Below are 14,453 nucleotides of genomic sequence, written 5' to 3'. Positions count from 1 at the left end.
TCCGGGTGGACTCCGCAAATGCCGTGGGACACTCATGAAGCCGCCTGAGAGGTCGAGTCCGGCGCAGATTCCGCGGTAAGCCCTGCTTGCAAGGCCAACGACGGGCACTGCGCCGTGGTTTCTCTTGTTGTCTTAGCGTTTCTTGCGATTCTGGATATGGATGGCGCCGCCATTCACAGCCAGTGCAGCTTCATGCAGCGCTTCGGACAGGGTCGGGTGCGAGAAGACCATCATGCCGATGTCCTCTGCACTGGTGCCGAACTCCATCGCGATTGCGCCCTGCTGTACCAGTTCGGCAGCGCTCGGGCCAATCACATGAACACCCAGAACACGGTCGGTCTTGGCGTCGGCAATGATCTTGACGAAACCGCCGGTGTCGTTGGCTGCCATGGCACGGCCACTGGCTGCGAACGGGAACGTACCGACATTGACTTCAACGCCTTCGGCCTTGAGGGTCTGTTCGGTCTTGCCTACCCAGGCGATTTCCGGGTGGGTGTAGATAACCGACGGGACCAGGTTGTAGTTCATCTGGGCCTTGTGGCCCTTGATGCGCTCGACAACCATGATGCCCTCTTCCGAGGCCTTGTGCGCCAGCATCAGACCGCGAACCACGTCACCGATGGCGTATACGCCCGGTACGCTGGTGGTGCAGTAGTCATCGACGTAGATGAAACCGCGCTCGTCCAGATCGACACCGCTGTCCGAAGCCAGCAGGTCAGTGGTAACCGGACGACGGCCCACGGCAACGATCAGACGATCGAAGGTGATCGACTGTTCGCCGGCAGCGTCGGTGTAGCTGACCACAACCTGTTCGCCTTCGACCTTGGAACCGGTCACGCGAGCGCCCAGCTTGATGTCCAGGCCCTGCTTGTTGAAGGTTTTCAGTGCTTCCTTGGAAACCGCTTCGTCGGCTGCCGGGATGAACTTGTCCAGCGCTTCCAGAACGGTGACCTGAGCACCCAGGCGAGCCCACACGGAACCCAGTTCCAGACCGATCACGCCAGCGCCGATGACGCCCAGACGCTGTGGAACCTGCTGGAATTCAAGAGCACCGGTCGAGTCGACGATGATTTTCTGATCAACCGGAGCGGGTGGAATGTCGATAGGACGCGAACCCGAAGCCAGGATCACATGGTCCGCTTCGATGATTTCGACAGTGCCGTCGGCAGCGGTCAGCTCGACTTTCTTGCCGGCCAGCAGTTTGCCGTGGCCCTGCAGCGTGGTCACGCCGTTGGCCTTGAACAGGCTGGCAACGCCGCCGGTCAGGCCTTTGACGATGGTCGACTTGCGGCCGATCATCGCCGGAACGTCGATGCTCACGTCGGAGGTGGAGATGCCATGTACGCTGAAACCGTTCTTGGCTTCATAGAATTTCCAGGAGCTGTCGAGCAGTGCCTTGGAAGGAATGCAACCCACGTTCAGGCAGGTACCGCCGAGGGCCAGTTTGCCCTCTTTGTCCTGATACTTCTCGATGCAGGCAGTCTTGAGACCAAGTTGCGCAGCCTTGATGGCGGCAACATAACCGCCAGGGCCTGCGCCAATCACTACCACGTCGAATTTCTGGGACATAAAAAAGAATTCCTCTATAGCTGCGAGCTTTTAGCTGCAAGCTGCAAGTCAGTCCGCGTTTCATCGCGAGGCCGACTTGCGACCTATTGAATTAGGTGAAACACATCAGCCCCGACTGCTCGCCTTTCGCTTCTGACTTGAAGCTTGAAGCTTGCAGCTCGAGGCTACTCCATCAGATATCCAGCAGCAGACGAGCAGGATCTTCCAGCAGGTTCTTGATGGTCACGAGGAAGGTTACCGCTTCCTTGCCGTCGATCAAACGATGATCGTAGGACAACGCCAGATACATCATCGGGCGAATCACAACCTGACCATTGACTGCCATCGGACGCTGCAGAATGTTGTGCATGCCCAGAATTGCAGCCTGTGGCGGGTTGACGATCGGCGTCGACATCATCGAACCGAAAGTACCACCATTGGTGATGGTGAACGTACCGCCGGTCATCTCGTCGATGGACAGTTTACCGTCACGGGCTTTCTTGCCGAAGGTGGCGATGCCGCCTTCGATTTCAGCCAGGCTCATGTGCTCTGCGTTACGCAGGACCGGTACGACCAGACCGCGATCGCTGGAAACCGCGACACCGACGTCGGCATAGCCGTGGTAAACGATATCGGAACCGTCGATCGACGCGTTGACGGCCGGGAAGCGTTTCAGCGCCTCGGTGGCAGCCTTGACGAAGAACGACATGAAGCCCAGGCGTACGCCGTTGTGCGACTTCTCGAACAGGTCCTTGTACTTGGAACGCAGTGCCATGACTTCGGTCATGTCGACTTCGTTGAACGTGGTCAGCATCGCCATGTTCGACTGGGCTTCGACCAGACGCTTGGCAACCGTTGCACGCACGCGAGTCATCGGTACACGCTTCTCGGTGCGATCGCCAGCGGCGACGACAGGAGCAGCGGCAGCAGCAGGCTTGGCAGCAGGCGCAGCGGCCGGAGCGGATTTCTTCGCTTCAACGGCAGCAACGATGTCTTCCTTGGTGATACGGCCGTCTTTACCAGTGCCCTTGACGCTGGCCAGGTTGATGCCGTTTTCTTCAGCCAGTTGACGCGCAGCAGGCGCAGCAATCGGGTCTTCTTCGCCAGCAGTTGCAGCCGGTGCAGCGGCGGGTGCCGAAGCAGGTGCCGCGGCAGGCGCAGCAGCAGGTGCCGGAGCTGCAGATGCTGTAGCACCGTCATTCAATGTCCCAAGCACTTCGTTGGACAGGACGATGGCACCCTCTTCCTTGGTGATCGTTCCCATCACGCCGTCAGCTTCGGCCAGCACTTCGAGGACAACCTTGTCAGTCTCGATATCGACCAGCATCTCGTCGCGCTTTACCGCATCGCCCTCTTTTTTGTACCACTTGGAAATGGTGCCGTCGGCAACGGATTCCGGGAAAGAGGGGGCTTTGATCTCGATAGCCATTATCTGTAATTCCTTAATTCGGTTTCTAATGCGCGAAGGCGTTAAACAGTGAAGGCATCTTGCAGCAGTTTTTCCTGCTGCTCGGCGTGCATCGAAGCGTAACCACACGCCGGAGCGGCAGAAGCATCACGACCGGCGTACTCGAGAACGAGTTCACGTTTGTGGTTGCCCATGCTGCGACGCAGGTGGTGTTGACTGCTGTACCAGGCACCCTGGTTCATCGGTTCTTCCTGACACCAGACCACATGCTGCAGGTTGGTGTAAGGCGCGATGGTTTCCATCAAATCATCTTCAGGGAACGGATACAGCTGCTCGAGGCGAACGATGGCGATGTCTTCACGCCCTTCGGCACGGCGTTTTTCCAGCAGGTCGTAGTAAACCTTGCCGCTGCACAGCACCAGACGCGTGACCTTGGCCGGATCGAGGGTGTCGATTTCCGGAATGACGGTCTGGAACGAGCCTTCGGCCAGATCTTCCAGGGTCGAAACAGCCAGCTTGTGACGCAGCAGCGACTTCGGTGTCAGCACGATCAGCGGCTTGCGCAGCGGACGGATGACCTGACGACGCAACAAGTGATAGATCTGCGCCGGAGTCGTCGGTACGCACACCTGAATGTTGTGCTCGGCGCACAATTGCAGGTAACGCTCCAGACGGGCCGACGAGTGCTCTGGCCCCTGCCCTTCATAGCCATGAGGCAACAGCATGGTCAGACCGCACAGACGGCCCCACTTGTGCTCGCCGCTGGTGATGAACTGGTCGACAACCACCTGGGCACCGTTGGCGAAGTCGCCGAACTGGGCTTCCCAGATAACCAGTGCATCAGGCTGGGTGGTCGAATAACCGTATTCGAATGCCAGTACGGCCTCTTCCGAAAGGAACGAGTCGTACAGGTCGAAACGTGGCTGACCGGAGTACAGATTCTGCAGCGGGATATAGGTCCCGGCGTCTTTCTGGTTGTGCAGTACGGCGTGACGGTGCGAGAACGTACCGCGACCGATGTCCTGCCCCGTCATGCGGATCGGATGACCTTCGAAGGCCAGTGTGGCGTACGCCATGGTTTCGGCATAACCCCAGTTGATCGGCAAGCCACCGGCCTGCATCTTCTGGCGGTCTTCGTAGATTTTCTGAACCTGACGCTGCACGACGAAGCCTTCCGGCAGCTCCATGAGCTTGGCGGACAGTTCCTGCAGGGTCTTGAGATCGAAGCGGGTGTCGTGACGCGCAGTCCAGGCATGGCCCAGGTATGGACGCCAGTCGACGAACAATTCCTTGTTCGGCTCCTTGACCAGGCTTTTCACCACGTGCAGACCGTTGTCCAGCGCGCTGCGGTAGTCGTCGACCTTGGCCTGAACGCGGGCATCGTCAAGAACGCCGGTCTTGATCAGATGCTCGGCATACAACTCGCGCGTGGTGCGCTGCTTGGTGATCTGCTGGTACATCAGAGGCTGGGTACCGCTCGGCTCGTCAGCTTCGTTGTGACCACGGCGACGGTAGCAGACCAGATCGATCACGATGTCGCGCTTGAACTGCATGCGGTAATCGATGGCCAGCTGGGTCACGAACATCACGGCTTCCGGATCATCCCCATTCACGTGGAGGATCGGCGCCTGGATCATCTTGGCAACGTCGGTGGCGTACTCGGTGGAACGCGAGTCCAGCGGGTTGCTGATGGTGAAGCCCACCTGGTTGTTGATGACGATGTGGATCGTGCCGCCCGTCTTGAAGCCGCGAGTCTGCGACATCTGGAAGGTTTCCATGACCACGCCCTGGCCGGCAAAGGCCGCGTCGCCGTGGAGGGAAATCGGCAGAACCTTGTCACCGTTCGGATCGTTGCGACGATCCTGACGTGCACGCACCGACCCTTCGACCACCGGAGACACGATCTCCAGGTGAGACGGGTTGAAGGCCATGGCGAGGTGAACCTCACCGCCTGCGGTCATGACGTTGGAAGAGAAGCCCTGGTGGTATTTGACGTCACCGGAACCCAGCTCCACTTTCTTCTTGCCTTCGAACTCGTCGAACAGGTCGCGAGGATTCTTGCCGAAGGTGTTCACCAGTACGTTGAGGCGGCCACGGTGGGCCATGCCGATTACGACTTCCTTGGTGCCATAGGACCCGGAACGCTGAATCAGCTCGTCGAGCATCGGAATCAGGCTTTCGCCGCCTTCCAGACCGAAACGCTTGGTGCCCGGGTATTTGGTGCCCAGGTATTTTTCGAGGCCTTCGGCTGCGGTAACACGCTCGAGCAGGTGGCTCTGAATGTCAGCCGAGAACACCGGACGGCCACGAACACTCTCGAGACGCTGCATGAACCAGTTGCGCTGCTCGGAATCCACGATGTGAGTGAACTCGGAGCCAATGGTGCGACAATATGTCTGCTGCAACGCTTCATGAATTTCGCGTAGGCTCGCTTCCTCTTTGCCGATGAACAGGTCGCCGGCACGGAAGGTCGTATCAAGATCGGCATTGGTCAAGCCGTAATGATTGATCGACAGATCCGCAGGCGCAGGGCGCTGCCACAGGCCCAGCGGATCGAGTTGGGCAGCCTGGTGGCCACGCATCCGATATGCCTGGATCAGTCGCAGCACTTCAACCTGCTTCTTCTCGTGTTCGCTGCTCACACTGCCGGCGGATACCGGTTGAGCGCGGCGCTGGTTTTTGGCCAGCAACACGAAATGATCGCGAATGGTCGAGTGCGATACATCAGTGGCAGAGCTGCCATCAGCTGGCAACTTCTGAAAGTAGGTGCGCCATTCTTCTGGCACAGCGTTAGGGTCGTGCAGGTAAAGCTCATAGAGCTCTTCCACATAGGCAGCGTTACCACCGGATAGGTGGGCACTGTTCCACATGCGCTGCATCACGCTTTCTTGCATGCTTGGTCACCCTCGGTAAGGGGACACCACCGGCGAAGACACCAGAGCAATCCTGAAATAGTCGTGTGCAGCGACTGTATCAAGTCACCAGGGATCACGCAGATAGTCCGGGTACCAGCCCGGATGCCCCTGCTGGTCTCATTTCTTCAAAATAAGAGCCGCAGCTTTGCGAGCTACTGCTCAGGTTAAAACTACGGCGCCGGTTGAAGCCTGCGCCGTAGCCACTTCGGTGTAACGGTGTAACAGATAAAGCAATGAATCAGACGCCGTTCTGCAACAACATGTTGCGCACGTGACCGATAGCCTTGGTTGGGTTAAGGCCCTTCGGACAGACGTTGACGCAGTTCATGATGCCGCGGCAGCGGAATACGCTGAACGGATCATCAAGCGAAGCCAGACGCTCACTGGTGCGAGTATCACGGCTGTCAGCCAGGAAACGGTAGGCTTGCAGCAGTGCAGCAGGACCCAGGAACTTGTCGGGGTTCCACCAGAAGGACGGGCAGGAAGTCGAGCAGCAAGCGCACAGGATGCACTCGTACAGACCATCGAGCTTTTCGCGCTCTTCCGGCGTTTGCAGACGTTCGATGGCCGGAGCCGGCGTGTCGTTCTGCAGGAACGGCTTCACCTTCTCGTACTGCTTGTAGAAGATGCTCATATCGACGACCAGGTCACGGATAACCGGCAAACCCGGCAGCGGACGTACGATCAGCTTGTTTTTGGCAACGACAGCCGACAGCGGCGTGATGCAGGCCAGGCCGTTCTTGCCGTTGATGTTCATGCCGTCGGAACCGCACACGCCTTCACGGCACGAGCGACGGTACGAAAAGCCTTCATCCTGCTCTTTGACCAGGGCCAGCACGTCCAGCACCATCAGGTCCTTGCCACCGGTATCGACCTGAAACTCCTGCATGAATGGTGCAGCGTCCTGATCAGGGTTGTAACGATAAACACTGACTTGCAACATATCGGTCACCCCTTAATAAGTCCGAATCTTCGGTTCAAAAGTCGGGACAGTTTTCGGCGAGAAGTTCACGGCACGTTTGGTCACACTCTTGTCACCCGGGAAATACAGGGTGTGGCACAACCAGTTCTCGTCATCGCGATCTTCGAAGTCTTCACGAGCGTGAGCGCCGCGGGACTCTTTACGATGCTCTGCGGCAATCGCCGTGGCTTCGGCAACTTCCAGCAGGTTTTGCAGTTCAAGCGCTTCGATACGGGCGGTGTTGAACGCCTGGCTCTTGTCGTTGATCTTGACGTTGGCGATACGTACGCGCAGATCAGCCAGCTGGGCAATACCCTTCTGCATGTATTCGCCAGTACGGAATACACCGAAGTAGTTCTGCATGCAGCTCTGCAGTTCTTTACGCAGGGTTGCAACGTCTTCACCGGTGGTGCGCTCGTTCAGGCCGGCAAGGCGTGCAAGGGCAGCATCGATGTCGGACTCGGAAGCGCGCGCATAATCGACGCCTTCACGCAGGGCCTGCTCCAGGTGGATACCCGCCGCGCGGCCGAACACCACCAGATCGAGCAGCGAGTTGCCGCCCAGACGGTTGGCGCCGTGAACCGATACGCAAGCCACTTCACCGACCGCGAACAGACCAGGAATGATCTGATCGACGCCCGCCGCATCCTGAGTGATCGCCTGGCCATGAATGTTGGTGGCAACGCCGCCCATCATGTAGTGGCAGGTCGGTACGACAGGAATCGGCGCGGTCGCAGGATCGACGTGAGCGAAGGTCTTGGACAGTTCCATGATGCCTGGCAGACGGCTGTGCAGCACTTCTTCGCCAAGGTGATCGAGCTTGAGCATCACGTGATCGCCATCGGGACCACAGCCGTTACCGGCAATGATTTCCTTGACCATGGAACGTGCCACAACGTCACGACCGGCAAGGTCCTTGGCGTTCGGAGCGTAACGCTCCATGAAACGCTCGCCGTGCTTGTTGATCAGGTAACCGCCTTCACCGCGGCAACCTTCGGTGACCAGTACACCTGCGCCGGCAATGCCGGTCGGGTGGAACTGCCACATTTCGATGTCCTGAACCGGTACGCCGGCACGCAGCGCCATGCCGATACCGTCACCGGTATTGATCAGGGCGTTGGTGGTCGACGAGTAGATACGGCCTGCACCGCCGGTCGCCAGCACGGTTGCATTGGCGCGGATGTACGAGGTTTCGCCCGTCTCGATGCAGATCGCGATGATGCCGACAAAGGCGCCATCGTTGTTCTTCACCAGATCCACTGCATAGTATTCGTTGAGGAATACAGTGCCCGCCTTCAGGTTGGCCTGATACAGGGTGTGCAGCAGCGCGTGACCGGTACGGTCGGCAGCAGCGCAGGTACGGGCAGCCTGCCCGCCCTTGCCGAAGTCCTTGGACTGGCCACCGAACGGACGCTGGTAGATACGGCCCTGCTCGGTACGGGAGAACGGCAGGCCCATGTGCTCGAGCTCGAAGACCGCTTCCGGACCTACGGAACACATGTATTCGATAGCGTCCTGGTCACCGATGTAGTCGGAACCCTTGACGGTATCGTACATGTGCCAGCGCCAGTCATCGTTCGGATCGGCGGAAGCGATTGCACAGGTGATGCCACCCTGGGCGGATACGGTATGCGAGCGGGTCGGGAAGACCTTGGTGACCACGGCAGTCTTGTGACCGCCCTGGGCGAGCTGCAGCGCAGCGCGCATGCCGGCACCGCCACCACCAATGATGATGGCGTCGAAAGAAAGCGCATTAATGTTAGCCATGGATCAGATACCCCAAAGAATCTGCACGCCCCAGACGAAGTAGGCGAACATCAGAACGCCGCATACCGCCTGGAACAGGAAACGTACTGCAGTGGCGGACTTGCCCAGCGCCATCGGCGTCAGGTAGTCGGTCGCGATGGTCCACATGCCGACCCAGGCGTGAGCGCCAAGGGCAACGAGGGCCAGGAGACTGAAGATACGCATTCCGTTGTGAGCGAACAGACCATGCCATTGGGCGTAGCTCAGACCCGGGTGAAAGACCATGTAGCCGATCAGGAAGATGAAATAAGCCGCGAGCACGACTGCGGAAACACGCTGAGCCATCCAGTCATAGAGACCCGAACGCGACAGGTTGGTGACGTTGGTTACCATATCCATACTCCCGCCAGAAGAATCAGAATCACGGAGACCGCGATAACGATTTTGGAGCCCAGCTTGCCGCCTTCAAGCGTCTCGCCTACCCCCGAGTCCATGATGAGGTGACGAATACCGGCCACCAGGTGGTACAGCAGGGCAGACAGAAGTCCCCAGATGATCAGCTTGGCCAGCGGACTGGTCATATACGCCTTGACTTCACCAAATCCCTCTTCGGAAGCCAGCGACTTGTCCATTGCATACAGCATGATTGCAATACCGACAAAGAGGATGACACCGGAGATGCGGTGAAGGATGGACGTGTAAGCGGTGACTGGGAGCTTGATGGTCCTTAGGTCTAGATTTACAGGTCGTTGGCTATTCACGGCTTTTTTTCACACTGAAGAGCCCCTAACAATCAGGGCAAGTTGTTGGGAAGTGCACTGGTCAGGTACCCACCACCCAGGAAGTGACGACCCCCTTGAAACAGGCCAAAAGCCTCTGGCGGTCGGACGCCGAGTATAGACAGTTAGGTTACTAATGACAACGCGCAGACGTACCGCCAATAGCGCATTGCATTGCCGCGACAAAAGGCGTAAACGGCAGTAAACCGTCTGCAAAATCCACGGCCGGGCCCTTGCGGAACACGACTTTAGGCAAATTGACTTTAGAATTTATCTCACTATAGTGATGCGGGCCCTGCGTGGGGGGCCTGTCTGATGATTTGAAGCATAAATAGGAGGCCACATGGCTGACAAAAAAGCGCAGTTGATCATCGAGGGCGCTGCCCCCGTCGAGCTGCCAATTCTGACCGGTACAGTGGGTCCGGACGTGATCGACGTACGCGGCCTGACCGCCACCGGCCGCTTCACATTTGACCCTGGTTTCATGTCCACGGCGTCTTGCGATTCGAAGATCACCTACATCGATGGTGACAATGGCATTCTGCTGCACCGCGGCTACCCGATCGAACAACTGGCCGAGCAGTCCGACTACCTCGAAACCTGCTACCTGCTGCTCAACGGCGAACTGCCCACCGCCGAGCAGAAAGCCCAGTTCGTGGCCGTGGTCAAGAACCACACGATGGTTCACGAGCAACTCAAGACCTTTTTCAACGGTTTCCGTCGCGACGCCCACCCGATGGCCGTCATGTGTGGCGTAGTCGGTGCCCTGTCAGCGTTCTACCACGACTCGCTGGACATCAATAACCCGCAGCACCGCGAGATTTCCGCGGTACGCCTGGTCGCCAAGATGCCGACCCTGGCAGCGATGGTCTACAAGTACTCCATGGGTCAGCCCATGATGTACCCGCGCAACGACCTCAGCTACGCGGAAAACTTCCTGCACATGATGTTCAACACCCCGTGCGAGATCAAACCGATCAGCCCGGTGCTGGCCAAGGCGATGGACAAGATCTTCATCCTCCACGCCGATCACGAGCAGAACGCTTCGACCTCCACCGTGCGCATGGCAGGCTCTTCGGGCGCCAACCCGTTCGCGTGTATCGCAGCCGGCATCGCAGCGCTCTGGGGCCCTGCCCACGGCGGCGCCAACGAAGCGGTACTGACCATGCTCGATGAAATCGGCGATGTGTCGAACATCGATAAGTTCATTGCCAAGGCCAAGGACAAGAACGATCCGTTCAAGCTCATGGGCTTCGGTCACCGCGTCTACAAGAACCGTGACCCGCGCGCCACTGTAATGAAGCAGACCTGCGACGAAGTACTGAAAGAGCTGGGCATCACCAACGATCCTCAACTCGAACTGGCCATGCGCCTCGAAGAGATCGCCCTGACCGATCCGTACTTCATCGAGCGCTCGCTGTACCCGAACGTCGACTTCTATTCGGGCATCATCCTCAAGGCCATCGGCATTCCGACCAGCATGTTCACCGTGATCTTCGCCCTGGCGCGGACTGTCGGCTGGATCTCGCACTGGAAGGAAATGCTCTCCAGCCCTTACAAGATCGGTCGCCCTCGCCAGCTGTACACCGGCAACGTGCAACGCGACATCGTCGCCCTGCAAGACCGCAAGTAAGCGCCACACGCAAAAAAAAGGCTGCCATTGGCAGCCCTTTTTTTATGCGCGCTATCCGGTGCGGATCATTTGGTTTGCGCGGCACGCTCCCTGAGCGCTTTCAAGGTATTGAACGGCGCATCGACAACGAACTTGTTGGCCAGCATCGACGGCACACTGCCACCCGGCTCGGTGTGAACCTGATAGGTCACTTCAGTCTGGTTCGGCCCTTTGGGCACCATTTTCCAGAAGCCCTTGACCTCGGTTACGCGCACATACCCCTTCTCCTCGGGGATATACGAAGGCTGCTCTTCGAGGTTGCGGGTAACACTCCCGTCAGGACCTTCCTGAGTGGTGATCAACAGTACCGAATCGCGAGGCGTCACCGGCCAGGGAGTATTGAACTGGCTGTAGGTCCAGGTCTTGTTGCCTTCGTGCTTGAGCACTTTCTGCAACTTGCACTCATGGATCCAGGCGCAGGCCCCCGTGACATCCTCCTGGAGCGCACGCAACTTGCTTACGCTGGCATTGATCAGCGCAATACCCTGATACGCCTTGTAATCGGAACCAGGCACGTCGCTCAACGAGACCTTGATGCCATCCTGATTCTTGACCTCTTTCCACTCTTCAGCCTGCGCCGTTCCGGCAAGCATTACAGTGAAGCCACAAGCAACAGCCATGCGATACAGCGGACCCATTGTTTTATTCCTTGTTTTGAAGTTCCGAAGAAGCATTTGTGCTCGAAAACACTTTTTCAGGCCACCGCAGTGGCTTTTTCCCACCAACCGATCAGGCGAATGGCATCCGCCTGATCGGCACCGCAGACATCCTCTGCCGCCTTGAACTGACTGCACACCGCGGGCCGCTCAGCCCTGCCGAACAAGGCGCACAAAAACTCGACCGACAGATGCAGACAGCGTTCGCCAGCAGGCTTTCCGTCGGGCATACCGGGTATGGGAGACGTGATGGAAGGCGCTATGCAGCACGCGCCACAACCGGAACGGCAGTCCATGACCAGACACCCTTGTTTGAACATTGAAAAAGAGAAAGGATATTAACCGTCAAAACGTCTGTTTGAAAACGCCGTATCGGACGACAGGCAGGACTTACTGCTTGAATTTGAAGTCCAGCGCAGCACCTTCTACATCGCGACGGTTGTCATTACGCATCTGCAATTGCATTTCGTTGGTCAGCAATCGCCCCTCGAGCTCGAACGGGCCGGGGTTCGCAGAATCGCCCTTGTCGCTGAACATCTGCGGCAATATCGGCTTGCGCTTGTTGGTAATCACCTTGGCAGGCGGGTCGAGCTCCTTGACCAGCTCGGGAGGCAGGCTCAGGTCCAGCTTGGGTGCTTTGATTCGCACATCCTTGACGCTGGCGGTCTTGACATCCTTGGCGTTCTTGCGCTTGCTCGCAGGCGCCTTGGCTGCCACAACCCTGGAAGAGGATTTTTCGGAAGTCGCCGATTTGACGCTCTGAGGTGCTGCAGGTTCTGATTTTTCCTTTCCGACCACCACAGGCACGACAGGCACGCCCGGCATCAGCTGATGCATGGTGTCCGGCGCCTTGATTTGCTTGGCATCGGTGGCGGCTGCCTGCGCAGGTGCCTCAGTCTTCAGATGCACCTCGGGCGATACCGGCGCGGTGATGACCGCCTCGGTCTTGGGTTTGGGCACAGAGGTGTCCGGAGCGTCACAACCACTCAGAAGTACGACGACAAGCAATCCGAGACAGCGAAAAACATTCATAGGCAAAGAGTCAGGCAAGACAGTGGCAAAAAGCCGGAAAGAAACACATGCTGTCCTTTTGAGGCCAACCTGACAAGACAAGAGTTCCGAAGAATTGACAAAAATCTTTGCCGATCAATACGCCTGAACAGCCTCCTGACATAACTGCTTGGCCAGAATCCCCAATGTCATCAAGGCCCGTTCGGCTTCCTTGTTCCATTTCATGCCGCAATTCAAACGAATACAGTGGTTGAACTGCTCGGTGTTACTGAAAATCAATCCGGGCGCAATGCTGATGCCCTGCTCGAGCGCACGCACGTGCAACTCCTGGGTGTTGACCCTGCCCGGCAGACTGACCCAGAGGATAAAGCCTCCCGCGGGACGACTCATCTGCGTGCCTTCGGGGAAGAACTGCTGCACCGCCAGCTGATAGGCACTGAGATTCTTGCGGTATTCGAGACGGATGAAGCGCAGGTGCCGATCGTAGCCGCCGTTTTCGAGGTAAGCCGCGACAGCCATTTGCGTGACGCTGCACGCCGAGTGAGTGCTGAAGGTTTGCAGGCGCTGAATTTCCGCCTGGTATTTGCCGGCTATCATCCAGCCGATGCGCACACCCGGCGACAACGTCTTGGAGAAGCTCGAGCAGTAAATCACCCTCCCCAACCGGTCGAACGCCTTGAGCGCCTTGGTCCGCCCTACTTCGAACATCAACTCGCCATAGACGTCGTCTTCAACCACCTGGATATCGAAATCCGAGGTGAGCCGCAGCAGATTTTTCTGCCGCTCCTCCGGCATGGTGCCGCCCAGTGGATTGCTCAGCCGTGAGGTCAGCACCAGAGCCTTGATGGACCATTGATTGGCCGCCAGCTGCAAGGCTTCAAGACTGATGCCGGTGGCCGGATCACTGGGGATTTCGATGACCTTCAAACCCAGCAGGTCGGCAAGTTGCAGCAACCCGTAATAGGCTGGCGATTCGGCGGCTATCAGATCGCCGGGCCGGGTCAGCACCCGCAGGGCCATCTGCAGCGCATCCACGCAGCCGTGAGTGATCACCACTTCAGACGGATCGACCACCACCCCGGCGTCGCGCATACGAATCGCGACCTGCCTGCGCAAGGGTTCGAAGCCGGGGCTGAACATGTAACTGAAGGCCCGCGGACTGTGAAAACGCGTGACCTTGGCCAGTTGCTGATGCAGCGCGCGTACCGGCAGGTAATCCACATGGGGCACCGCAGCCCCGAGGGCGAACACGCCTTCGCGGCGGGACTCTTCGAGGACCTGCTGGATAATGCTGCTGCGTGTAACCAGGCCGGGCCGCTCGACCCGCGCGATATCCGGGGTCGATGCCGTCAGCGCAGGCGTTTGATGGACGTAATAGCCGGACTGAGGACGTGCCCGGATCAGCCCCTGGTCTTCAAGGTTCGCGTAAGCCTGCAATACAGTGGCATGGCTGACGTTGAGCTGCGAACTCATTTTGCGAACGGACGGCACCCGCTCGCCGGGCTGATAAACACCACGACGGATGTCTTCGGCCAACTGCTGAGCGATACGCTGGTAGAGCAAGAGATTGGTCATGACACAGCCTCAAAAAGACCGGTGATTTATTATTTTTGAACATACAGATGCGTAATAACCGGCACAGATCGGAAGTGTACGGGAACAGTTTGAAATCAGGCCAGCATTGATGCTTGCTGAGTGAAAATAAACGCGGGCAGAAACGCCATAATCAACGTGATTAAAGACAAAAAAGCCCGAGG

12 protein-coding genes are annotated in these 14,453 nt (G+C 58.1%); 1 reads left to right on the top strand and 11 read right to left on the bottom strand.

All coding sequences use genetic code 11. The features are described 5' to 3' along the window. Positions 1–132: 132 nt before the first annotated feature. The 7 genes from lpdA to sdhC all read right to left on the bottom strand — a co-directional run bounded on the left by lpdA (position 133) and on the right by sdhC (position 9,339). Entirely contained in the window at positions 133–1,569 is a 1,437-nt protein-coding gene (gene lpdA / locus AC54XV_RS10375; RefSeq protein ID WP_011267378.1) for a dihydrolipoyl dehydrogenase, read from the bottom strand. Between the two features lie 172 nt (positions 1,570–1,741). Further along, entirely contained in the window at positions 1,742–2,977 is a 1,236-nt protein-coding gene (odhB, locus tag AC54XV_RS10370; RefSeq protein ID WP_011267377.1) for a 2-oxoglutarate dehydrogenase complex dihydrolipoyllysine-residue succinyltransferase, read from the bottom strand. 41 nt (positions 2,978–3,018) lie between these two features. Then, positions 3,019–5,850, bottom strand: coding sequence for a 2-oxoglutarate dehydrogenase E1 component (locus tag AC54XV_RS10365; protein WP_003366703.1), 2,832 nt, complete (start codon positions 5,848–5,850; stop codon positions 3,019–3,021). A gap of 259 nt (positions 5,851–6,109) precedes the next feature. Next, positions 6,110–6,814, bottom strand: a complete 705-nt coding sequence (locus AC54XV_RS10360; protein ID WP_003316554.1) for a succinate dehydrogenase iron-sulfur subunit — start codon at positions 6,812–6,814, stop codon at positions 6,110–6,112. 12 nt (positions 6,815–6,826) lie between these two features. Continuing rightward, a complete protein-coding gene (gene sdhA, locus AC54XV_RS10355) occupies positions 6,827–8,599 on the bottom strand; it encodes a succinate dehydrogenase flavoprotein subunit (protein ID WP_003394562.1) in 1,773 nt (590 codons plus the stop codon). A gap of 3 nt (positions 8,600–8,602) precedes the next feature. Then, positions 8,603–8,971 (bottom strand): succinate dehydrogenase, hydrophobic membrane anchor protein, encoded by a 369-nt coding sequence (gene sdhD / locus AC54XV_RS10350; RefSeq protein WP_003316551.1) that lies wholly within the window; start codon positions 8,969–8,971, stop codon positions 8,603–8,605. Then, the gene (gene sdhC / locus AC54XV_RS10345) at positions 8,965–9,339 is read right to left on the bottom strand and encodes a succinate dehydrogenase, cytochrome b556 subunit (RefSeq protein ID WP_003423585.1); all 375 of its coding nucleotides are present in this window, start codon (positions 9,337–9,339) and stop codon (positions 8,965–8,967) included. The genes sdhD and sdhC overlap by 7 nt, the downstream gene beginning before the upstream one ends. Positions 9,340–9,700: 361 nt before the next feature. Here sdhC and gltA point away from each other — a divergent pair, with 361 nt between their 5' ends. Beyond that, positions 9,701–10,990: a citrate synthase gene (gene gltA, locus AC54XV_RS10340; protein ID WP_002552974.1), complete on the top strand. Its 1,290-nt coding sequence runs from the start codon at positions 9,701–9,703 to the stop codon at positions 10,988–10,990. A gap of 65 nt (positions 10,991–11,055) precedes the next feature. On the opposite strand, the gene AC54XV_RS10335 is transcribed toward gltA, so the two are convergent. The 4 genes from AC54XV_RS10335 to AC54XV_RS10320 form a co-directional block, all read right to left on the bottom strand. After that, positions 11,056–11,667 (bottom strand): START domain-containing protein, encoded by a 612-nt coding sequence (locus AC54XV_RS10335; RefSeq protein ID WP_003406158.1) that lies wholly within the window; start codon positions 11,665–11,667, stop codon positions 11,056–11,058. Positions 11,668–11,723: 56 nt separating this feature from the next. Then, positions 11,724–11,981 carry a YkgJ family cysteine cluster protein gene (locus AC54XV_RS10330; RefSeq protein WP_003406159.1) on the bottom strand — a complete coding sequence of 86 codons (258 nt, stop codon included), beginning with the start codon at positions 11,979–11,981 and terminating at the stop codon, positions 11,724–11,726. 94 nt (positions 11,982–12,075) lie between these two features. Further along, positions 12,076–12,717, bottom strand: a complete 642-nt coding sequence (locus AC54XV_RS10325) for a translation initiation factor 2 (RefSeq protein WP_496718535.1) — start codon at positions 12,715–12,717, stop codon at positions 12,076–12,078. Between the two features lie 114 nt (positions 12,718–12,831). Continuing rightward, positions 12,832–14,271, bottom strand: coding sequence for an aminotransferase-like domain-containing protein (locus AC54XV_RS10320; protein WP_003366691.1), 1,440 nt, complete (start codon positions 14,269–14,271; stop codon positions 12,832–12,834). Positions 14,272–14,453 lie beyond the last annotated feature (182 nt).

The sequence above is a fragment of the Pseudomonas fragariae (ex Marin et al. 2024) genome, assembly GCF_059621105.1.
This window is presented reverse-complemented; position numbering and strand designations above follow the sequence as displayed.